The sequence below is a fragment of the Sphingobium xanthum genome, assembly GCF_019737615.1.
GTDB classification, from domain to species: Bacteria; Pseudomonadota; Alphaproteobacteria; order Sphingomonadales; family Sphingomonadaceae; genus Sphingobium; species Sphingobium xanthum.
Genome location: NZ_JAHKKS010000006.1, coordinates 120,711 through 141,929, shown reverse-complemented (window position 1 = coordinate 141,929; position 21,219 = coordinate 120,711). Strand labels below are relative to the sequence as shown.

Annotated in this window: 23 protein-coding genes; 9 read left to right on the top strand and 14 right to left on the bottom strand. The window is 65.0% G+C overall.

The window, feature by feature from the left end; translation table 11 throughout:
• Window positions 1-122 precede the first annotated feature (122 nt).
• Together recQ and KM135_RS11740 are read left to right on the top strand one after the other, a co-directional pair.
• A complete protein-coding gene (recQ, locus tag KM135_RS11745; RefSeq protein WP_221714212.1) occupies window positions 123-1,883 on the top strand; it encodes a DNA helicase RecQ in 1,761 nt (586 codons plus the stop codon).
• Between the two features lie 34 nt (window positions 1,884-1,917).
• Window positions 1,918-2,175: a hypothetical protein gene (locus KM135_RS11740; protein WP_246605986.1), complete on the top strand. Its 258-nt coding sequence runs from the start codon at window positions 1,918-1,920 to the stop codon at window positions 2,173-2,175.
• Between the two features lie 19 nt (window positions 2,176-2,194).
• On the opposite strand, the gene KM135_RS11735 is transcribed toward KM135_RS11740, so the two are convergent.
• From KM135_RS11735 to KM135_RS11715, 6 genes are all read right to left on the bottom strand, one after another.
• Complete coding sequence (locus KM135_RS11735; protein ID WP_221714210.1) at window positions 2,195-2,455, bottom strand: hypothetical protein; 261 nt, start codon at window positions 2,453-2,455, stop codon at window positions 2,195-2,197.
• 49 nt (window positions 2,456-2,504) lie between these two features.
• Complete coding sequence (locus tag KM135_RS11730; protein ID WP_246605984.1) at window positions 2,505-3,176, bottom strand: class I SAM-dependent methyltransferase; 672 nt, start codon at window positions 3,174-3,176, stop codon at window positions 2,505-2,507.
• Window positions 3,177-3,180: 4 nt separating this feature from the next.
• Window positions 3,181-4,386 carry a BtaA family protein gene (locus KM135_RS11725; protein ID WP_221714209.1) on the bottom strand — a complete coding sequence of 402 codons (1,206 nt, stop codon included), beginning with the start codon at window positions 4,384-4,386 and terminating at the stop codon, window positions 3,181-3,183.
• Between the two features lie 145 nt (window positions 4,387-4,531).
• Window positions 4,532-4,732 carry a hypothetical protein gene (locus tag KM135_RS11720; protein ID WP_221714208.1) on the bottom strand — a complete coding sequence of 67 codons (201 nt, stop codon included), beginning with the start codon at window positions 4,730-4,732 and terminating at the stop codon, window positions 4,532-4,534.
• Window positions 4,729-4,863, bottom strand: coding sequence for a hypothetical protein (locus KM135_RS20015; RefSeq protein WP_281422166.1), 135 nt, complete (start codon window positions 4,861-4,863; stop codon window positions 4,729-4,731). Before KM135_RS20015 ends, KM135_RS11720 begins: the two co-directional genes overlap by 4 nt.
• A gap of 136 nt (window positions 4,864-4,999) precedes the next feature.
• The gene (locus KM135_RS11715; RefSeq protein WP_343228182.1) at window positions 5,000-5,932 is read right to left on the bottom strand and encodes a threonine ammonia-lyase; all 933 of its coding nucleotides are present in this window, start codon (window positions 5,930-5,932) and stop codon (window positions 5,000-5,002) included.
• Between the two features lie 106 nt (window positions 5,933-6,038).
• On the opposite strand from KM135_RS11715, the gene KM135_RS11710 reads away from it, so the two are divergent.
• The 3 genes from KM135_RS11710 to KM135_RS11700 all read left to right on the top strand — a co-directional run bounded on the left by KM135_RS11710 (window position 6,039) and on the right by KM135_RS11700 (window position 8,976).
• Window positions 6,039-7,247, top strand: a complete 1,209-nt coding sequence (locus tag KM135_RS11710; RefSeq protein WP_221714206.1) for a saccharopine dehydrogenase family protein — start codon at window positions 6,039-6,041, stop codon at window positions 7,245-7,247.
• 163 nt (window positions 7,248-7,410) lie between these two features.
• Window positions 7,411-7,776: a hypothetical protein gene (locus tag KM135_RS11705; protein WP_221714205.1), complete on the top strand. Its 366-nt coding sequence runs from the start codon at window positions 7,411-7,413 to the stop codon at window positions 7,774-7,776.
• 12 nt (window positions 7,777-7,788) lie between these two features.
• Entirely contained in the window at window positions 7,789-8,976 is a 1,188-nt protein-coding gene (locus KM135_RS11700) for a carboxynorspermidine decarboxylase (protein ID WP_221714204.1), read from the top strand.
• Window positions 8,977-9,449: 473 nt separating this feature from the next.
• Here KM135_RS11700 and KM135_RS11695 read toward each other — a convergent pair whose 3' ends face one another.
• Entirely contained in the window at window positions 9,450-9,920 is a 471-nt protein-coding gene (locus KM135_RS11695) for a hypothetical protein (RefSeq protein ID WP_221714203.1), read from the bottom strand.
• A gap of 22 nt (window positions 9,921-9,942) precedes the next feature.
• On the opposite strand from KM135_RS11695, the gene KM135_RS11690 reads away from it, so the two are divergent.
• The 3 genes from KM135_RS11690 (at window position 9,943) to KM135_RS11680 (ending at window position 12,046) form a co-directional block, all read left to right on the top strand.
• A complete protein-coding gene (locus KM135_RS11690; RefSeq protein WP_221714202.1) occupies window positions 9,943-10,119 on the top strand; it encodes a hypothetical protein in 177 nt (58 codons plus the stop codon).
• Window positions 10,120-10,337: 218 nt separating this feature from the next.
• Window positions 10,338-11,531 carry a type III PLP-dependent enzyme gene (locus KM135_RS11685; protein WP_221714201.1) on the top strand — a complete coding sequence of 398 codons (1,194 nt, stop codon included), beginning with the start codon at window positions 10,338-10,340 and terminating at the stop codon, window positions 11,529-11,531.
• A gap of 83 nt (window positions 11,532-11,614) precedes the next feature.
• Entirely contained in the window at window positions 11,615-12,046 is a 432-nt protein-coding gene (locus KM135_RS11680; RefSeq protein ID WP_221714200.1) for an MAPEG family protein, read from the top strand.
• Here KM135_RS11680 and KM135_RS11675 read toward each other — a convergent pair.
• From KM135_RS11675 to KM135_RS11645, 7 genes are all read right to left on the bottom strand, one after another.
• The gene (locus KM135_RS11675; protein WP_221714199.1) at window positions 12,024-13,244 is read right to left on the bottom strand and encodes a class I SAM-dependent RNA methyltransferase; all 1,221 of its coding nucleotides are present in this window, start codon (window positions 13,242-13,244) and stop codon (window positions 12,024-12,026) included. The two genes, KM135_RS11680 and KM135_RS11675, sit on opposite strands and share 23 nt — an antisense overlap.
• Window positions 13,241-14,608: an NAD(P)H-hydrate dehydratase gene (locus KM135_RS11670; RefSeq protein ID WP_221714198.1), complete on the bottom strand. Its 1,368-nt coding sequence runs from the start codon at window positions 14,606-14,608 to the stop codon at window positions 13,241-13,243. The genes KM135_RS11675 and KM135_RS11670 overlap by 4 nt, the downstream gene beginning before the upstream one ends.
• A complete protein-coding gene (locus KM135_RS11665; RefSeq protein WP_221714197.1) occupies window positions 14,605-15,039 on the bottom strand; it encodes a hypothetical protein in 435 nt (144 codons plus the stop codon). Before KM135_RS11665 ends, KM135_RS11670 begins: the two co-directional genes overlap by 4 nt.
• Complete coding sequence (ilvD, locus tag KM135_RS11660; protein ID WP_221714196.1) at window positions 15,020-16,744, bottom strand: dihydroxy-acid dehydratase; 1,725 nt, start codon at window positions 16,742-16,744, stop codon at window positions 15,020-15,022. The genes KM135_RS11665 and ilvD overlap by 20 nt, the downstream gene beginning before the upstream one ends.
• 71 nt (window positions 16,745-16,815) lie before the next feature.
• Window positions 16,816-17,532: an N-formylglutamate amidohydrolase gene (locus tag KM135_RS11655; RefSeq protein ID WP_221714195.1), complete on the bottom strand. Its 717-nt coding sequence runs from the start codon at window positions 17,530-17,532 to the stop codon at window positions 16,816-16,818.
• A gap of 289 nt (window positions 17,533-17,821) precedes the next feature.
• Entirely contained in the window at window positions 17,822-18,052 is a 231-nt protein-coding gene (locus tag KM135_RS11650) for a hypothetical protein (protein ID WP_221714194.1), read from the bottom strand.
• Window positions 18,053-18,404: 352 nt separating this feature from the next.
• Entirely contained in the window at window positions 18,405-19,229 is an 825-nt protein-coding gene (locus KM135_RS11645) for a 4-(cytidine 5'-diphospho)-2-C-methyl-D-erythritol kinase (RefSeq protein ID WP_221714193.1), read from the bottom strand.
• A 174-nt stretch (window positions 19,230-19,403) separates the two neighbouring features.
• Between KM135_RS11645 and KM135_RS11640 the strand changes: the two genes are divergently transcribed.
• Entirely contained in the window at window positions 19,404-21,209 is a 1,806-nt protein-coding gene (locus KM135_RS11640) for a methyl-accepting chemotaxis protein (protein ID WP_221714192.1), read from the top strand.
• Window positions 21,210-21,219 lie beyond the last annotated feature (10 nt).

The following is a 21,219-nucleotide window of genomic DNA, read 5'->3' as shown; positions in this document are numbered from 1 at the left end:
AAGCGATTAGCTTACCAATTATCCCCTTTCACCAGATGGTTGGCGCGGGCTTGCGACGGGCGGACGATCAATTCCGCAAGCATGGGCTAGCCCCGCGCGATCAGCGCCTCTAACGTCCCGCGATGCTTGCCGATCCCCCTGCCCTGCTTCGAAGTGTTTTTGGATTCGAGGCCTTCCGGGGCGTGCAGGAGCATGTCGTCGAGCGGATCCTCGCGCGCCAGAACACGCTCGCGATCATGCCGACCGGCGCGGGCAAGTCGCTCTGTTACCAACTGCCGGCCGTCGCGCTGCCCGGCACCTGCGTCGTCGTGTCGCCGCTCATCGCGCTCATGCACGATCAGCTGCGCTCGGCGCGCGCCCTCGGGATTCGCGCCGCCAGCCTGACCTCGGCCGATGCGGACTGGCGCGAGACGCAGGACCGACTCATTGCCGGCGATCTCGACCTGCTCTACGTCGCCCCCGAGCGCGCCACCGGCGAGGCGTTCCGTACGCTGCTCGACCGCGCATCGATCAGCCTGTTCGCGATCGACGAGGCGCATTGTGTCTCCGAATGGGGCCATGATTTCCGGCCGGACTATCGCCTGCTGCGCCCGCTGCTCGATGCCTATCCGGACGTGCCGCGCCTCGCGCTCACCGCCACGGCCGACCGGCACACGCGCGAGGACATCCTTGCCCAGCTCGGCATTCCCGCCGAGGGCCTCGTCATCTCGGGCTTCGACCGGCCGAATATCCGCTATGCCATGCAGCCGCGCGACGGCCTGCGCCGCCAGATCGCGGACATTCTCGCCACCAATCCCGGCCCCGGCATCGTCTATGCGACCACCCGCGCCGCGACCGAGCAGCTGGCCGAGACGCTCTCCGCCACCGGCCGCCCGGTGCTGCCTTATCATGCCGGCCTCGATCCGCAGGTGCGCGCCGCCAATCAGGCCGCCTTCCTCGCCAGCGAGGAAATGGTGATGGTCGCGACCGTCGCTTTCGGCATGGGCATCGACAAGCCGGACGTGCGCTTCGTCGTCCATGCCGGCCTGCCGAAGTCGATCGAGGCTTATTATCAGGAGAGCGGCCGCGCCGGTCGCGACGGCGATCCGGCTTTCGCGACCCTGCTCTGGGGACCGGAGGACTTCATCCGCGCACGCCAGCGTATCGATGAGGTCGAGCCGCATCGCCAGGCCAGCGAGCGCACGCGCATTGCCGCGCTCGGCGCCTTGGTCGAAACCGCCGGATGCCGCCGTGCCGTGCTGCTGCGCCATTTCGGCGAAACGCCGCCGCCGAGCTGCGGCAGTTGCGACAATTGCCTCTCCCCGCCCGAAAGCGTCGACGCAACGTTGACCGCCCAGAAGCTGCTCTCGGCCGTCCACCGCACCGGCCAGAGCTTCGGCCTCGGCCATATTGAGGCCGTGCTGACCGGCAAGTCCAACGATCGCATCGTCCAGCGTGGCCATGACCGGCTTTCCGTCTTCGGCATCGTCGAGGGTGAGGAAGCAGCACTCTTGAAGCCGGTAGCCCGCGCCTTGCAAGTCCACGACGCGCTCACCACCAATGAGCATGGCGGCCTCACATTCGGTCCCTCGGCCCGCCCTTATCTCAAGGGCGAGGAACGCATCGAACTCGTCCTGCCGCCCGTCCCCCAACGCCGCTCAAAGCGCGACAATGCCGCCAATCCGGTCGGCGATCCGATCTTCGACGCGCTGCGCGAATGTCGTCGCGACTTGGCGAAGGAAGCCGGCGTCCCGCCCTATGTCATCTTCCACGACAGCACCCTGCGCGATATGGCCCGTATCCGCCCCAAGTCCGAGCGCGACATGGCTCTCGTCAGCGGCGTCGGCGAACGCAAGCTGGAAGCTTACGGGCAAGCATTCCTGAACGTACTGCGGCAGTTCTGAGCAATCACGGAGTTCGATCTCGATGACGATTGGGATGATGATGCTCTACGGTGCCATGGCGGGCCTTGTCGTTGGCGGGCTCTTCAGCAGTCAAAGACTTGGCTGCAGCATCCTGCTGGCCATTCCAATAACGATGATCGTTTATGTGAGCCGCTGGCAGTCCGCCAACCCGGAAGCTCTGCGATCAACCAGCGGGCTGGATTTCGTCTTTGGCCCGTTGTGGCCCAGTATCGGTGCGCTAGGTGGTTTTTACGCTGCTAGGGCGTTGCGATCCGCACTCACGAAGAAGTGAGATCGTTTCGCTCCGCCCGTCACTCCTCGCTCAGACGATCCGCCATATCCATGAAATTCCGCGCCGCATCGCGCTCGGTCGGGTCCTTGAACGCAACGTCGAGGCCCGGAGCGCCGCCCAACATGTACATGAGCGTCCAGAGCGCGAAACGGTTGCCGGGGTCTGTCGTGAGGCCGAGGTCGACACGCATATGCTCCAGCCCCGCGCCGAGCGCACCGGGTTCGACATCCTCGATCTCGGTCTTGCCGAAATAGCGCAGCAGCAAATCCTGAAAGTCCATGGCGCTGCTTTACGCCAAGAGCGCCCGCCGGTGGAACCGGTCGCGACGTTTATTTGCGGATCACCGCTTCCCACGCATAGCCGCGATACAGCGCCTGCACCTGCGCAACCGCCCCCTGCGCCTTCGCGATCCGCTCGACAGCCTCGAACAGATCCCGCCGCGGCGTCACATGGAATTTCGCGAGCCACGCCCGCAGCCCACTGCGGAACCAACCCGGCAGCCCCTCCTGCTGACCGAAATCGACGACATGCAGCGATCCGCCCGGCTCGACGACGCTCAGCGCTTGCGCCAGCGCCGCTTCCCAGTCCGGGATCATCGAGAGCGAGTAGCTGATGAACACCCGGTCGAAACCCGGCTCGCCGAACAATGCCTGCGGATCGAAGGCCGTGGCCTCGGCCAGTCCCAGCATCGTGCGGCTGCGCGCGCCGCCCTGCGCGATGTTGATGTCGGCCGACTTCAGCATCTCGGACGAGATATCGAAGCCGAAAAGGCGCGCGTCCGGATACAGCTTTGCCGTCAGGGCCAGATTACGACCGGTGCCCGTCGCCACTTCCAGAACGGTCCCGCCGACCGGTACCGCCAATCCACGGATCAGCCGATCGCGGCCAAGCAGATAATATTTGCGCGTCAGATCATAGATGTGCCGCTGGAGCGCATATTGCGTGTCCATGGCCCGGGCGTGGCCTGCACTGCCAACTTCGATGCGACCCATCTTGCTCATCGGCTCAGCCCTTCAGCGTGTAGAGATGCACCCCGCCGTAGATGGATGAGCGGTCCTCCCGCGTGAAGCGCAGCGAGTCTTCCGCGTGATAGTGCCAGGGATCCAGCAGCACATCCGGCAGCCGGCCCGGCAGCAGCGTCGGCTCGGCCGCCGTGCGGAACAGCACCCGCGCGTGGGACTTCGCCGTGCGCGTGATCTCGCGCCAGAGCGCCGTCAGCTGCGCGTCGCTCATCCAGTCCTGCGCATCGAGCAGGATATAGCGATCCACGCTCGCCGCGTCCTGCCTCGCGAGCCAGTCGGTCATGTTGGCATGGCGAACATCGACCCGATCGGCCCGCGCCTTCACCTGTTCGTAGTTCGCAGCTTCGAGATAAGGTGGCAACGGCGCGTCCTCGTGCCGGCCATAGCCACGTCCGAATGCCTGCCAGGCGAAATAGTTCTGCTTCAGATCATAGTCGCAGGCGAGCCGTTCCAGCCGCTTGCGCAGCACGCCGGCCATCTTCTCGTCGCCGGCCAGCGCGTCATATTGCGCCGGCGGAATGCCGAGACCGAAGAGCGAGGCCGGCTGGTCCGTCAGCCAGCGCACGAACTTGCGATCGAAGATCGGCGCCAGCCGCTCCTCGAAGAGGCGGCGCTGATCGTCCATGTCGCGCGCCTCGAGCAGCACGCGCGGATCGATGCGGTAGAGCTTGGCCACGAGATGCGCCGCGCCGATGAAGCCGCCGAGCAGGCCGCGCTTGTAAGCGCCGCTCCTGAACATGCCGATCCGCCGCCGCCCGACCAGATCGCGCCCTTCCCAGTAGCGGCGTGAGGTCTCGTCCAGATGTGGGCGGATAAACGCCTTGTACGCCTTGATGTTCTGCGTGCTGTCCGCCTCGACGAAGAAGCGGCGGAAATGTGCGTAGCCGGGCAGTTCGCGCACCGCGACCTGCTTCAGCTTGTTGAGCGCGATATGTGCCGTATTAAGATCGACCGCGGTGATCCGCGCCGGATCGGCCGTGAGATAGGAGTGCACATTGCAGCCGCCGCTCGCGATCGTCGCGATATGGCAATCGGACGTGATCGCCAGCGCTTCCATATCGACGACCGGGTCTTCCCAGATCTGTGCATAGACCAGGCCTCGGAAGGCGAAAGCGAATGCCCGTTCGAGCAGACCTTCCTTGCTCAGTCCCTCATGATTGATGACGGCGGTATCGATCACATGCGCCATGCTGGTCCTCCCGGCGGTCCGGTTTCGCCCCCGGCGCTAGTCCGCCCGGGTGTCGAGGATGTGACGGAGCGATTTCAGATTGGTGACAGTCGGCGCGCCGCGCGTTCAGGCCGAATGAGTGGGAACCCTGCGCAAAAGCCCTGCCTCAGCCCTGCGTCGCCTGTTCCCGCGACGCGAGAAAAGCCTTCAACGTGGTCCCGAAGCCGCCCTCGAGTCGCCGCAACAGCCGCTCCGCGCGCGCATCCAAGCCAACCCGGCGAAACAGCTCTGCGACATGAAGGGCAAGGCGCGGCAGGTCCACTTCCTCGGCGTCGATGGGCGGAGGGTCGGCCGGGTCGGACCTCATGCGTCCCGCTTCGCAAATTCGCGCTCAAGCTCGCTCGCATAGCGATCGAGCGTCGCCTGATCCTCTGGCGACAACAGTCCGCTGACGCGCCGGATGCGCGCAACTTCACTCTCGAGATCCTGATCGATCAAGCTGGCCTCCCGCAAACGGCTCCGGAACAACGGCAAGGCATCGAGGAACCCGTACGCTGCCAACGCGACAACGCCGGTCCCGCCGTCGCGTTCCCTCGGCCCGTCGCAGCAGGTCGCGCACGACCCTGCCGGATCTTCAGGCGGCCCCGATCATCCGCACGAAGGTCTCGCGATCGACATTGCCGCCCGAGAGCGTCACCACCGTCGCGTCGGTCGCCCGCACCTTGCCTGAAAGCACCGCCGCCAGCGCCGCCGCTCCGCCCGGCTCGACGACCAGATGCAGTCTCTCGAAGGCGAGTTTCATCGCCGCGCTCACATCGGCGGGCGTCACCGCGGTACCGCCGCTCACCCGCTCCTTGAGCACCGCGAAGTTGATCGGGAAGGTGCGCGGCGTCTGGAGCGCATCGCAGTCGGTCGGATAGCTCATGTCCTTGACGCTCACGATCTCGCCCGCCGCGAGGCTGTTCAGCAGATCGTCCCAGCCCTCCGGCTCGGCGATCCAGATCTCCGCATCCGGGCAGGCGAGCGCCAGCCCCGCTGTCAGCCCGCCGCCACCACAACAGGCGACGATCCGGTCCGGCCCGCGCCCGATCCGCTCCTGAAGCTGCGCCGCCGCCTCGATGCCCGTCGTGCCCTGCCCCTCGATGATCCACGGATCGCCATAGGCATGCACCAGCGTCGCCCCGCTCTGCGCCGTCAGCCGCGCCGCGATCTCGTCGCGATTCTCCGTCGCCCGGTCATAGAGCACCACATCGGCGCCGAGCGCCCGCGTCGCCGCCAGCTTGGCCTTGGGCGCATTGCTCGGCATCACGATCGTTGCCGCCACGCCCAGCCGCTTCGCCGCCCAGGCGACGCCCTGCGCGTGATTGCCGCTCGACACGCCGACGACGCCCTTGGCGCGCTGGTCCTCGGTCAGGTCGCTCAGCCGATGCCACGCGCCACGGATCTTGAAGGCACCGATCGGCTGGAGCATCTCCGCCTTGCACCAGATCGTCCGCCCGTCCACCTCCAGCGGCAGCAGCGGTGTCCTCGGCAGCAGCGCCGCCACCTTGTCAGCGGCACGAAGCACGCCTTCCCGGCTCGGAACCCGGGCCGGATCGAGCAATTCTTGTTCTGTCACAGACCACCCCTATATGCAGGCGCTTCGATTCGCCCCTTCTTGAGGAGACATACAGATGAGCAAGGTGCTGGTCATCGGCGCGGGTGGCGTCGGATCGGTCGCGGTCCACAAGATGGCGATGAACCCGGACATCTTCAGCGACATCCATCTCGCGAGCCGCACGGTCTCCAAGTGCGATGCGATCGCCGCCTCCGTGAAGGAGCGCACCGGCGTCACGATCGCGACCTATGCGCTGGACGCGGATGACGTCGAGGCGACGACGGCGCTGATCAAGCAGATCGGCCCCAAACTCGTCGTCAATCTGGCGCTGCCCTATCAGGACCTCGCCATCATGGACGCCTGCCTCGCCGCCGGCGTGCATTATATGGACACCGCGAACTACGAGCCCCGCGACGAAGCGCATTTTGAATATTCCTGGCAATGGGCCTATCAGGCGCGCTTCCAGGAAGCCGGCCTCATGGCGCTGCTCGGCTCGGGCTTCGATCCGGGCGTCACGTCCGTCTTCGCCACCTGGCTCAAGAAGCACGAGTTCGAGCGGATCGACACGCTCGACATTCTGGACTGTAACGGCGGCGACCATGGCCAGCATTTCGCCACCAACTTCAATCCGGAGATCAACATCCGCGAAGTGACCGCCCCCGCGCGTCACTATGAGAATGGCAAGGAAGTCACGACCCCGCCGCTCTCCACCAAGCAGAGCTTCGACTTCGAGGGCGTCGGCCCCAAGAACATGTACCTCATGTATCATGAGGAGCTGGAAAGCCTCGCCAAGCACCTGCCCGAGATCAAGCGCATCCGCTTCTGGATGACCTTCGGCGACGCCTATCTCAAGCATCTCGAAGTGCTGCAGAATGTCGGCATGACCCGCATCGATCCAGTGATCTACAACGGCGTCGAGATCATCCCGCTCCAGTTCCTCAAGGCCGTGCTGCCCGAGCCGGCCTCGCTCGGCCCCACGACCAAGGGCAAGACCAACATAGGCGACATCGCCACCGGCCTCGGCAAGGACGGCCGGGAAAAGACGCTCTACATCAACAATATCTGCGATCATGAGGACGCCTATGCCGAAACCGGTAATCAGGCCGTCAGCTACACGACCGGCGTCCCGGCCATGATCGGCGCGGCGATGATCGTCACGGATACGTGGACGGGCAAGGGCGTGTTCAACATGGAGCAGATGGACCCCGATCCCTTCATGGACATGCTGAACAAGCATGGCCTGCCCTGGCAAGTGAAGGAACTGGACGGCCCGCTGGACTTCTGACGGACGACGGCCCCGGCACGACCACATTGCCCCCCCGCCCCCTCCTGGGGGAGAGGGTTAGGGAGAGGGGGCTGGCCCTTGCCGCATGAGGCAGCGCCCGCCCGGAGAGGTCCTCCCCCCTCTCCCCACCCCTCTCCCCCTGAAGGGGGCGAGGGAGCTTGAATTGCGCATCACGATAACCACCGCCCTCCTCCTCACGCTCACCCTCGCCGCCTGCGCCCCGGCGAGCTTGCCCCTCACCGGCGGCTATCCCACGCGCGAAGCGCAGCAATGCGCATCCTCCGGCGGTGCTCTTGAAACCCGGGGCCGGCGCGGCAATCTCATGTGCGTGCATCGCTTCAGCGATGCCGGGACTGCCTGCGCCTCGGACAAGGACTGCAAGGGACGCTGCCTCGCGGCGCCCACCAATGGCGGCCTGCCCAAGGTCGGCGAGGCATCGCCCGGCCGCTGTCAGGCGGATGACAAATTGTTCGGCTGTTACGCGACGCTCGAAGGCGGCAAGGTCAAGTCGTCGCTCTGTGTGGATTGAGGAACGAGAAAGATGGAAACCAGAGCCGGCGATCCCGGCGCCTTTGCGCGCTTCGACCTCAATCGCGTCCCCTCGCCCGCCTTCGTGGTCGATGCGGCGGCAGTGCGGCGCAATCTCGCCATATTGAAGGACGTGCGGGACCGCAGCGGCATCAAGCTGCTGGCCGCGCTCAAGGCCTTCTCCATGTGGTCGCTGGGGCCGACGGTCGCGTCCTATCTGGACGGCGTCTGCGCGTCCGGCCTCTATGAGGCGCGTCTCGGCCGCGAGGAATATACCGGCCTCGACGAGAAGGGTGAAGTCGCGACCTATTGCGCCGGCTACAAGGCGGCCGACCTGCCCGAGATCTGCGCGCTGAGCGATCACATCATCTTCAACTCGCCCGGCCAGCATGTCCGCTTCCGCCATATCCTCGACGCCGAGCGCGCCAATGGCCGGGCCTTCGACGTCGGCCTGCGCATCAATCCGCTACATGCGGAGGGCGAGGTCGCCAAATATGACCCCTGCCAACCGCACAGCCGCCTCGGCTTCCCGGTCAACCAGCTGCGCCCCGAGCATCTTGAGGGCGTCGACGGCATCCATTTCCATAGCCTGTGCGAGCAGGATTTCGTGCCGCTCGGCCGTACCTGGGCCGCCGTGGAGCCGAGCCTCAAGCAGCATTTCGACAAGCTCAAATGGCTGAACTTCGGCGGCGGGCATCACATCACCCGCGCCGACTATCAGCGCGAGGACCTGATCGCCTTCCTGCAGCAGGTGCAGCGCGAAACCGGCCTTCAGGTCTATCTGGAGCCGGGCGAGGCCGTCGCGCTCGATGCCGGCATTCTGGTCGGCGAAATTCTCGATGTCATCGATAACGGCATGCCCGTCGCCATCACGGACATTTCCGCGACTTGCCACATGCCGGACGTGATCGAGGCGCCCTATCGCCCCGCCATGCTCGGAGAGCGCCTCGGCGAGGCCGTGACGCGCCTCGGCGGCCCCTCCTGCCTCGCGGGCGACATCATCGGCGACTATGCCCTCCCGGCCAACGCACGGCCCGGCCAGCGCATCGCCTTCCTCGATCAGGCGCATTACTCGATGGTCAAGACCAACACGTTCAACGGCGTCCCGCTGCCCGCCATCTGGCTATGGGACAGCGAGACTGACGAACTGCGCCAAGTGCGGACCTTCACTTATGCGGATTTCAAGGGGCGGCTGAGCTGAGGGGACGTTTGCCTTTTCAGTTTCGTCACCCCGTCTTCCACTCCTCACGTGATCCAGCGAAAGCTGGGGTCTCAGGCGGCAGCAGTGCGCCCGACCGGACAAGACGCCAGCTTTCGCCGGGTGACGGAGAGGCGGTGGCGAGATGACAGGGCGCCGCCCCTGTCCTACTCGGCCTGCAAATGGCATGAAATTACTACGGCGCCCAAAGCCCGTTGCTCTTTGATCCCGTAAAAACCCACACAAAATCAAAGCCTTCACTCGGCCGCGAGCGGAGTTTCGCGCATTCGCCATGCCTCATATGAGGGAACTTAGCGAAGACAGGCTCCGAAACCCGCAGAAATCCGCGCTTCCTGCATCACGGCCAAGCGACGGCAATCGCCCATTCCGTGCATATTAAGAGAAGATGACAGCCCAATCGACGGCCTGGGCACCGATCAGGCCCGATCCGGCGCCAACCGGCGCGAGTCGGATGGTCAGCGCAAACCGGGGTTGCTCGCCCGCAGGCGCTGCTCCTCGTTGCTCATCAGCGAGCGCGCTGTCAGCAGATCGCGCGAATAGGTCTTGAGCGACGCGGCGGTCAGATCGGACGACGCCAGTGCCGAGACGGTCGACTGGCGGTCGCGGGCACGCAGTTCGAGCCTCGCGGCGGCAATCTCCGCCTTGCTGAACTGGTTCGTCTCGTTGAGCGCGACGGTCGCCAGCGCCCGTCCGCTGAGCGCGGTCAGGTCGGCCGAGTTCTTCTTGCCGGCTGCGGCATATTGCTTGTCGAACGAGGCGCGAAGTTCGCTGGCGAGGGCCGACACGCTCTTGGCGGCATCTTCCTTGGTCGCCGCCGCGCGCTTCGCCTCGACCGTAATCAGGACGGACGAGGCTGCGGGATCGCTCGTCGTCGCCTGCGTCGCGATGCTGGTCTTCCCGCTCGCGAAGAGCTTCGCGGCCTGCATTGCCTGCGCGAGTTGCGCCGTCGTGGAAGACGACGAAGCGGACGAATCAGTGTTCAAAATCGACCAGAGCGACATGGGCGAGCCTCGCGGAAAAGCCTGTATCTTCACGCTTAGGCAATCATGGTTAACGAACGGCAAACGCTGGCGAATCAGCCTGCCGGCTCATGATTTCCGAGTCGCGAAGGCGAAGAACGCATGACGGGCTTTTCCGCTCCACCTGCGGCGCAGAAAAATGCAGGCCCGTAAGTGGCTCATTTCGGAAACAATCCACATTTTATGACACTTATGTGACAGGGAATCTTCAGGCCCGGACTTTACACCCCCCGACCTCCGCCATATATGCGCACCCCTGCTGCCCCATGGGACTTCCACCGCAAGGCAGCTCTTTCGGTAGTTAAGCCCTGGAGGTCCCTTGAGTTGTACAAGCATCATAGCGCGCTGGGGGTAGCTCTTTCCCTCAAACCGGCAGCACCGGTAACGCTTATTCGCCCGCAGGCAGCAGCCCGCGCCGCTCGGTTCTTCTCGCAGAAGTTCCCGGGGCGCTCGCTCTATGCCGTCAAGGCCAATCCCTCCCCCGAGCTCTTGAAGACGCTCTGGTCGGCGGGGATTACGCATTATGACGTGGCGTCGATCGGCGAGGTTCGTCTCGTCGCCAAAACGCTGCCGCGCGCCAAGCTGTGCTTCATGCATCCGGTGAAGGCCGAGGAAGCCATTCGCGAGGCCTATTTCACGCATGGCGTGAAGACCTTCTCGCTGGATTCGCTCGAAGAGCTCCAGAAGGTGGTGCGCGCCACCAAGGGCGCCGACGATCTCGAGCTGTGCGTGCGCCTGCGCGTCTCCTCGGAGCACAGCAAGCTCAGCCTGGCCTCCAAGTTCGGCTGCGATCTTGCCGATGCCAAGGAACTGCTTCAGGCCGCTCGTCAGGCCGCGGATGCCCTCGGCATCTGCTTCCATGTCGGCAGCCAGGCCATGTCGCCGCAGGCCTATACGCAGGCGATCGAGCGCGTCCGCGCCGCGATCGTCGATGCGTCGGTCACGGTCGATATCGTCGATGTGGGTGGCGGTTTCCCCTCCACCTATCCCGGCATGGAACCCCCGCCGCTCGAGGATTATTTCCGCGCCATCCACCGCGCTTTCGAGAGCCTGCCGATTTCCTATTCGGCCGAGCTCTGGTGCGAGCCGGGCCGCGCGCTTTGCGCCGAATACAGCTCGCTGGTCGTGCGCGTCGAGAAGCGTCGCGGCAACGAGCTCTTCATTAACGACGGCGCTTATGGTGCCCTGTTCGATGCGGCGCATCTCGGCTGGCGCTTCCCGGTGCAGCTGCTGCGTCCGGAAGCCAATGAGGCCGACGCGCAGGCGTTCAGCTTCTACGGCCCGACCTGCGACGACATGGACCATATGGCCGGTCCGTTCATGCTGCCCGGTGACATCAAGGCCGGCGATTATGTCGAGATCGGCATGCTCGGCGCCTATGGCAGCGCGATGCGGACGGACTTCAACGGCTTCGGTGCCGATGCGATCTGCGAAGTCGCCGACGAGCCCATGGCCAGCCTGTATCGCGACGAGGCCCCTGCCCCGCGCAAGTCGAACGTGATACAGCTCAGCCGCTAAGGGGCGGCAATGTCAGTTTCAAACTGATAACTGAAAGCAGCTGAGACAGCCTCCCCGCGCAGAAAAAAACGGGGAGCTGTTTCATGTCCACAAATCTGCTCGTGCCAGCCCTGGCGCTGGTCCTCTGGTCTCTCGTGATGCTCGTCTGGATGATCGCGATGCGGTTTCCGGTGCTCATGAAGATGAAGCTCAGCTCCGAGCAGTCGCGCGGTGGCCGCGGTTCCGATCTGGACAGGATCCTGCCCAGGGAGATCAACTGGCCGGCGCACAACTACATCCATCTGATGGAGCAGCCGACGATCTTCTACGCGACGATCTTCGCGCTCGTTCTGCTCGGCCAGGGCACGCCGCTCAATGTCGGGCTGGCCTGGGCCTATGTCGGGCTGCGCATCGTCCACAGCTTCTGGCAGGCGAAGATCAATACGATCCCCGTCCGCGCCACGCTCTTCCTTCTCTTTTCCGGCGTGCTGATCGTCCTCGCCGCCAATGGCTTCATTGCGGCGCTGAACGCCTGAACGTCCCCACCAGCTCGACATGGGTGGACCAGCGGAACTGGCCGACCGGCTTGACGCGGTCGAGGGTATAGCTGTTCGCGATAAGGGTCACCGCATCCCGCGCGAAGCTGGCGGGATTGCACGAAACATAGACGATCAGCGGCACTTTCGATGAGGCCAGTTCGTTCACCTGCTCACGCGCGCCGGCGCGTGGCGGGTCGAGGATGACGGCATCGAATCGGTCCAGCTCCCTGGGCACGAGCGGGCGGCGGAAGAGGTCCCGATGCTCAGGGAAGATGCGGCCGGGGAGCCGGTTGCCCGTCGCCTGCAACGATGAAATGAGATCGCGCGCCGCCTCGGCCGCATAGACCTTGCGGCCCGGCACGTCGTCCGCGACGGACAGCGCAAAGGTGCCGAGGCCCGCGAACAGATCGGCGACCATCTTCGCATCGCCCAGACCATATCGCACCTCGTCGATCAGCGCCTTCTCGCCGTCGAGCGTCGCCTGAAGGAACGCCCTCGGCGGAAAGCCCGCCGCCAGCGTCCCGAAGCGCACCGTCACCGGGTCGGGCTCCCAGAGCGTGAGGGGGGCATCATCGTCCCGCAGCATGAGGCGCGCGAGACCATTGTCCTGCGCGAAGGCAAGCAGTCGTTCGGTGTCGGCCAGCGAGCCGGCGGAGAGGCCCGTGAGCACGACATCGACACCTTGATCGACCAGGGTCAGATCGGCCTCGCCGGGCTTGCGATCCGGCAACATCGCCGCGAACAGGGCACGCAGCGGCTCCACCAGCGCGAACAGGCGCGGCTCCAGCACCTCGCACTGCTTCAGATCGACGATGCGATGGCTGCCCTGCCCCGAGAAACCGAACTGGATGCGCTTGCCGAGCTTGAGCGCACGCAGGCTCGCGCGACGGCGGGTCCGGGACGGAGAAACATGCGCCGGCGCAATCTCGGGCGCGGCGATGCCCTGCCCGGTCAGCGCACCGGCCACCCGGTCGCGCACATAGTCCGCAAAGGCTTCGTCCGAGAGATGCTGGAGCTGACAGCCCCCGCACTCGGGGAAATGCCGGCATGGGGGCTCGGCATGCTGCGGGCCGTTGGCGAGGCCGCCGCCCGGCAGCAACCGATCACCCGGTGCGCTCATCGGCACATGACGACCATCGGCCGTCACGCCATCGCCACGCGCTGCGATGCGGATGATGAGATCGGGATCGCTCATAAGGCGCTCGCCAGCGCCGCGGGCACATGCGCGATCAGGTCGTCTGCGATGAAGGCCGGGCCTGCACGTCGTGCCGCTTCGCCGTGCAGCCAGACCGCTTCGCATGCTGCTCGGAATGCGTCGCCCGTGACGGCCAATCTGGCTGCGCATAAACCGGCGAGAATATCGCCCGTTCCAGCCGTCGAGAGCCACGGCGAAGCAGGAGGCGCCACCGCGCAGCGCCCGTCAGGCGCGGCGATCACCGTATCCGGGCCTTTGTGGACGATCACCGACCCGGCCCGCGCTACGGCCGCGCGCGTGACATCGATCTTGTTGCCTTCATCGTCGCCGAACAGCCGATCGAATTCGCCTTCATGCGGCGTGAGTATGTCAGGCTTCGGCAGGTCACCAAGACCCTCATCGCCGAGCAACCATAGTGCATCCGCGTCGGCCACGGTCGGAATGCCTGACGATAGCGCCGCCCTGAGCTTGTCATGTGCCTTGCCATCGCGCCCCAGCCCCGGGCCGACCAGCACGACCTTCGCACGGTCCAGATCGAACATATTGCCGCGCACAATGGCCTGACTGAGCGATACGTCCGCCTGTGTCGAGAGCATTCGCACATAGCCCGCACCGGCACGCGCGGCGGCTTCCGCCGAGAGGATCGCAGCGCCGGGCATAGCGCCCGCGGCCACCGCGACCAGACCGCGCCGATATTTATGCGCATCGCTTGCGGGCTGCTCGAACGACGGCTGCCCCAGCGACCACGCAGCCTCGTTCGGCGCTCCAATGCCGAGATCGACCAGCCAATGCTGCGCAGCATAAGTGCGCGCGGGCATCAGCACATGCGCCGGTTTCCAGGCGCCGAGCGCGATGCAATGAGTGAATGGCGACACTGGCGACAGGGCAACCGCAGCGTCACTCTCGACGCCGCTCGGAACATCGATGGCATAACTATGTGGTGCCGCATCGACCAGTTGGCCGAGCTTTGCCGCGATCTCAGGCGCCAGACCGCGCGTCAGGCCGATACCGAACAGGGCATCGATCACCTGGGAGGCAGGTACTGCATCCATGAAGGACTCGACCGGCCCTTGCCAGGCATTGCGCGCCTTGCGGCTGCTCTCTGTCTGGCTCCCGGCCAGGGCTGCCACACGAACCGGCACGCCAAGCTCATGCAGTGCCCGCGCGATGACATAGCCGTCGCCGCCATTGTTGCCGGGCCCGCACAGGACAAGCGTGTCGCGCTTGTGCCCGGCACGCCAGATGACATCGGCCACCCCCTCGCCGGCTCGAAGCATGAGCGCATACGGATCGACGCCGGCATCGAACAGCGCCTGCTCCGCGGCGCGCATCTGCGCAACGGAGAGGATGGGCGCGGACCTCATGGCGTAGGCGCGGCCCCCAGCGCGGTCACGGGCACGGCGTAGCGCTCTTCGCCGAAGAGGACGGCGATGGCGGTGCCATGACGGGCCGTGCGGGCCTCGACCGCGCCATCCGCCGCGACGAGCGTGCCGCCCTCGCCGACGCGGACACGGCGGAACCCGCCATCGGGCCGCGACAGGATGAGGATGCGGCTCTCAATGTCCTCGACCGTCTCGATGCGGCAGTCCTGCGCAAGGGGCGCCGCCTCGCCGATCGCGCAATAGATACGCTCCCGCTTGTCCGCGACGCCGCTCACCCAGGACTTGACGGCCTCGATCGGCGACTTGGACGGCGCAGCGGAATTGCCTTCGGCCTGCGGCGACCCGCCACCGCAGCCCTCGAGCAGCAGAAGCGCGCCCGCCAGGCCGAAGGCTTCAGATGTCCGCAAAGACATGCGTCTCCGCCTTGGCGCCGGGATGCGTTACGGCGCCCTTCACGGCCGGCCCGACATTCTGCGCGTAGCGCCACAGGGCGCCGGCCTGATAGTTGTTCATGCGGGGTGTCCAGGCCTTGCGGCGCTCGGCCAGCACGGCCTCGTCGACCAGCAGATCGATGCTGCCGACCTCGGCATCGATGCTGATCTGGTCGCCATTTTCGACCAGCGCGATCGGGCCGCCCTCGGCCGCTTCCGGCCCGACATGGCCGATGCAGAAGCCGCGCGTGCCGCCGGAGAAGCGGCCATCCGTGATGAGCGCGACCTTCTCGCCAAGACCCTGCCCATAGAGCGCCGCCGTGGTCGAGAGCATCTCGCGCATGCCGGGGCCGCCCTTCGGCCCCTCGTAGCGGATGACGACGACATCGCCGTCCACGATCTCCTGACGCTCGACCGCCGCGAAGGCGTCTTCCTCACGCTCAAACACCTTGGCGGTGCCAGTGAACTGCAGGCGCCTCATGCCGGCGACCTTCACGATCGCGCCATCGGGCGCCAGCGAGCCGCGCAGGCCGACGACACCGCCGGTCGGGGTAATCGGCGTCTTCGCGTCGTAGATCACTTTCTGATCAGGGTTCCAGGTGACCTCATCGATATTCTCTCCGAGCGTCTTGCCGCTGACGGTCATGCAATCGAGATGCAGCAGGCCGGTCTGCGCGAGCGACTTCATCAGCATGTAGATGCCGCCGGCATCGTGCATGTCCTTGGCGACATATTTCCCGCCAGGCTTGAGGTCCGCCATATAGGGCGTGCTCTTGAAGATCTCCGCCACGTCGAACAGATCGAAGTCGATACCGACCTCATTGGCCATGGCGGGCAGGTGCAGCGCGCCATTGGTCGAACCGCCGGTCGCCGCGACGATGCGCGCGGCATTCTCGAACGCCTCGCGCGTGCAGATGTCGCGCGGGCGGATGTTGCGCTCGATCAGCGTCATGATCTGCCTGCCGGCCGCGACCGCGATCTCCTGACGGCTCTTATAGGGCGCCGGCGCCATGTTGCTGTTCGGCAGCGAGAGGCCGATCGCCTCGCCGACGCAAGCCATGGTGTTGGCGGTGTACTGGCCGCCGCAGGCGCCATGGCCGGGGCAAGCTGCCTTCTCGATCGCCGTCACTTCGGACAGCGGGCAATTGCCGGCAGCGAAACGGCCGACTGCCTCGAACACGTCGATGACGGTCAGGTCCTCGCGATCCTTGTAGCGGCCGGGCAGGATCGAGCCGCCATAGACGAAGATCGACGGCACATTGAGGCGCAGCATCGCCATCATCATGCCGGGCAGCGACTTGTCGCAGCCGGCGAAGGCGACGAGCGCGTCGTAGCTGTGGCCGCGCACCGACAGCTCGACCGAGTCCGCGATGACCTCGCGGCTGGCGAGCGAGCTCTTCATGCCCTGATGGCCCATGGCGATGCCGTCGGTCACGGTGATGGTGTTGAACCGGAACGGCGTGCCGCCCGCCTCGATCACGCCGCCGCGCGCCCAGTCGGCCTGCTGGTCGAGCGTCGTGTTGCACGGCGCACTGTCATTTCCGGCGGAAGCGAGCGCCACGAACGGCTTGGCAATGTCCTCCTCTTTCCAGCCCATCGCATAATAATAGCTGCGATGCGGGGCGCTCTCGACGCCGACCGAGACGTAGCGGCTGGGGAGCTTGGATTTGTCGAACCTGTCAGTCATGGGCTGGCCTTCCTCTTGCGCGGCCCCTTTTCACGAAAGAAAGCGCCAAAGCAAGGGGGCAGAACCAAAAGTCACGTAATTTTATTCCGACATTTGATCAAAATGGGACGCAAAGTTTCTGTAAACCGTTTCTGTCCGGCAGTTTCTTTTACCAAATCCTGCCGCATCTCGACCCCGAGATAAGGTCGGCCATGCGCTTCTGCGTGGCGGTTCATCGAGGCGTTGAGGAGCTTGCCCGAATAGGGCTGCTGATCGCCGACGACGAAGCCGGCCGCCTCCAGCAGAGGAATGGCGATGCGCGCGCCGCGATCATCCTCGTTGTAGAGAATGCCGATCTCCCAGGGTCTCGCCTCTTCCGGTCGGCTCCTGAGGCTGGGCGTGAAGCTGTGCAGCGAGAGGATGAAGGGCCGGTGCGGCTGCGCGGCCAGCTCCGCGACGCGGGCATGATAGGGATCATAATAGAGCGACAGCCGTTCGGCGACATCCGCGACTCTGTTACCCTCGATATGATGGCCGTCGCTGTGGACGGGGACGAGGCCGGCTGCGTCCGGTTCGCGATTATAGTCGATGACGAGCCGCGAAACGCCGCCGAGGATCGCGCAGACATTGCCTTTCTCGACCAGCAGCGCCGCCACCTCCGCGACGCCGATGTCAATCGCGACATGCTCGGTCAGCGCCTCGGGCGGCAGGCCGAGATCGATGCCCTCCGGCACATGATTGGATGCGTGATCGGCGATGATGAGGATCGGCGCGAGCGGATCGCCGAGGATATGGAAAGGCGCGGTCATCGGCGGACCTTAGAGGCGGCCATCGCTGGATGGAACCAACTTGTGCTCCTGCGAAAGCAGCAGTCCAGGGCCCAGCCGACGAGCTTCGCCGCCCTTGGCTCCTGCTTTCGCAGGAGCACTGCTTTTGCCGGCAATCGCCTGTCGCAACGGGCAGGCGGAAGGGCCGGAACACATAGGATCACGGCCGCGTAATTTTCTTTCGAAAGTTCGGAAAGTTCGGGGGTCGGCCTAATTTTAAAAATTTGGGCAATCCCGGAAATTTGCGGGGATTGGTCGAAATATGAGATTGTCAAAGAGCCAGATGGGGCTGCCATGGCTCTATGGCTGTAGGAAAGCGGAAAGTGCCTGATGGGTTGCGAGCTGAGGCTGAAGCAGTCACCTGTCGCCAACGCGCTCTTGTTTCCCCGAGAATACTGCTTGCTTGAAGGATGAAGGCGTTGAAGAAATTCACGGAATATTTCGAAATAATCGATGCCGCTGAGAAGAAAGGACGTACATTTTCAAAAAGAAAGATGCTCATGCACTTTCTCAAAAATTTTGAACCGTTATCCCCTCTAGAGGTCGAGATTTTAAATTCTCCATGTGGATCTGAAGGAGAACATTCGAGGACAATTTTGCTAAAAAAATTGGAGATCGAACACGAAATATCAAGATACAATTACCCGAAGAGAGCCATCTATTTTTTTATGTTCGTCTCTGGGTCGCAGATTATCGACAAATTTAATATCGATGGAACTATGGAATATCTTTCTCAGATCGGAGTATATGAACAAGACGTCATCGACGCGTTCAATGAAGCCATAATATTCGAAGGTTCTTAACCGTTCGAGCGAAACTCGACGATTGCGCCGCAACAAATCACCCAGCTGCCTTCAACGAAGCGTCGACGCCATCCCCCACCACTCCGGATGATCCGCCTCGATCCGTGCGGCGGCGGCATCGCGCTCGGCCTCGCTCGCGAACAAGGCGAAGCAGGTAGCGCCGGAGCCGGACATACGAGCGACGCGGGGGAGCTGGGCGCGCAGGACGGCGAGGACTTCGTCGATCTCCGGGACCAGCGCGATGGCGGGCGCGGCGAGATCGTTGCGGCCGCGTCGCCACTCGGCCGGATCGAGGGGGCCGCGATCCTCGCCGTCCCACGCCTTGAACACCGGGCCGGTCGGGCATGGGACTAGCGGATTGACCAGCAGGATCGGCGTGCCGGCGAGATCGAGATCGACCGTCTCCAGCCGCTCGCCGACGCCGATGCCGAATACGGTCTGCGAGCCGAGGCAAGCCGGCACGTCTGCGCCGAGCGAGGCGGCGATGGCGGGGAAGTCGATCTCCATGGGCCGGAGGTCCCAGAGCCGCACCAGCAGGCGCAGCGCCGCGGCCGCATCGGCCGAACCGCCGCCGATGCCCGAGGCGATCGGCAGGTTCTTCTCGAGCGACAGGTCCGCGCCGAGCGTCGTGCCGCTAGCGGCCTGAAGGGCGCGGGCAGCGCGCAGGACGAGATTGTTTTCGTCGGCCGCCAGGTCCTCGGCGAAGTCGCCTTCGATCGCGAGAGTGAGCGCGCCATCCTCTCGAAGCGCCGCACTCAGCTCGTCGCCGTCCGCGCAGAAGGCGAACAGGCTCTCCAGATCGTGATAGCCATCGGCGCGGCGCGCGCGAACATGGAGGGCGAGATTGACCTTCGCGTAGGCGGTTTCGGTGAGCATGCGTGGACCTATAGAAGGGATGAGCGAGCCTGTCTGCACCGGGTCACCCCGCCGTGCCCACAGCCAAAAAAGCCCGCAAAATGGCGGACATTAACCAAATCCTCATGCGCATTGTGTCTCTGGGCTCGATGGGTTCACGATCGTGGTTAGCAGCGAGGGTCAGGCGAGGCACAGATGACGGCAAATCAGTCCGGTATCTTTCCGATCCGACCCGCCGCCGGCATGATCCAGGGCATTGTCCGGCGCATAGCTGGCGGAGATCCCGCTACGTCGATCGAAGACCAGCTCGCCCTTCTGCGCCGCCTGCTGGTTTTCGCGATGTGCAGCGCCATGCTGCTGGAATTGCTGGCTTTCCTTTATAGCGCTCACATCGTCCGGGCCGCCGACAAGCTGAACGCGCGAGTCACTGTGATGATGACGATCGAGAAAGATCTGGCCTCGCTCGAACGGGATCTGTTCCGCGTCGCCCACCTCCCTACACCGCCCCTCATGCGCGCTGCCAAGGGCAATATCGTCGATCTGCACCACTCCATCCATCCCGACGGTCGCCCGATCGATTCGTCTTCCACGATGACCGACATTTCCCGGCGCTCGCACGCCTATCGCCAAAAGGCCGAGGCGCTGGTCGCGCTGGTCGAGGCACGCGAGCAGCGGCTCACGCCTCATCTCGCCGCGCTGGCGGGAGAGGGCCGCAAATTCGACCGGGCCATCGAGATCGCGCGCAATCAGGCCATCGTCGAAGCCGGCCTGCTGCGGGAGCGGGCCCGAAACGTCAACATATTGTGCATCGTCATCGGCATTTCCGGCGGCGTCATCGCGGTCGTGATCGCCGTCCTGCTCGGCCGCTCCATGAGCCGAAGCGTTACCGACGCACTGGTGCGGTGCAGCGGCGCACTGCGTCGGCTGGCCGAGGGCGATTACGAGGTCGAGATCGGCGGCGCGGAGCGGAAGGACAGCATCGGCGACTTCGCTCGCTCCGCAATCCTGCTGCGCGAGTTGGGACGAGAGCGCGACACGCTGCGCAAGGCCCAGGACGAGGCCCGGATTCAGGCCGACAGCGCCGCCACCGAGGCTGCCGCAAGGCGCCGTGCGGCGGACGAGGAGGCTGCGCGCAGGGCCGAGATTCGACTGACCCGCCAGCGGATCGCCGAGGAGTTCGAGCACAGCCAGCTGAGCGCCGTCACGCAGGTCGCCCAATCCGCGGAGCAGCTGAGCGGCGCGTCCCGCGCGCTCGGTCAGCGCGCGACCGACATCGAGGATTCGGCGGTCCGCGCCAATCTCGCCGCCGAGCGCATCCAGCAGGCCGTCGAAGGGATGGCCTCCAACAGCCGCCACATCGCCACCGTGATCGAAGACGCAAAGACCGACATCATCAGCGCGGGCGGCATCGCCAAGGTGGTGGCGGAGCGTGCCAATGTCGTCCAGTCCGGTGTGGAGGAGCTGGGCACGGCCGCGCTCGGCATCTACGACATCGTCGACATGATCGCGGCGATCGCCAGCCGCACCAATCTGCTTGCCCTCAATGCCTCGATCGAAGCGGCACGGGCGGGGGATGCGGGCCGGGGTTTCGCCGTGGTCGCGAGCGAGGTGAAGAGCCTGGCAGTTCAGACCATGGCGGCGACCGGCGACATCGCCGCGCGCGTCAACGCGATGCGCGTTGCTGCCGACACCACCTGCACCGACATCCACGCCGTGCTCGCGGCGAATGACCAGGTACGCGGGGTCGCGGAGCGGATCTTCGGCGCGATCGTCAAGGAAAGCGCCACGAGTGCCGATATCGCGCGCCTCGCCGCCAAGGCCGTGCTCGACGCCAGGGACAGCATGGCGGATGCGAACGCGGTCGTTTCCACCGTGCGCGCAACGCTCAGCGATGTCCGCGATATTGACGCAGCGACACAGGCGCTCGCACAAATCGCTGCAACTCTCGAGGACGAGGCCGCGCAATTCCTTCGCGGCCTGGATCGCTCCGACGCCGCCTGACGAAGGCTCC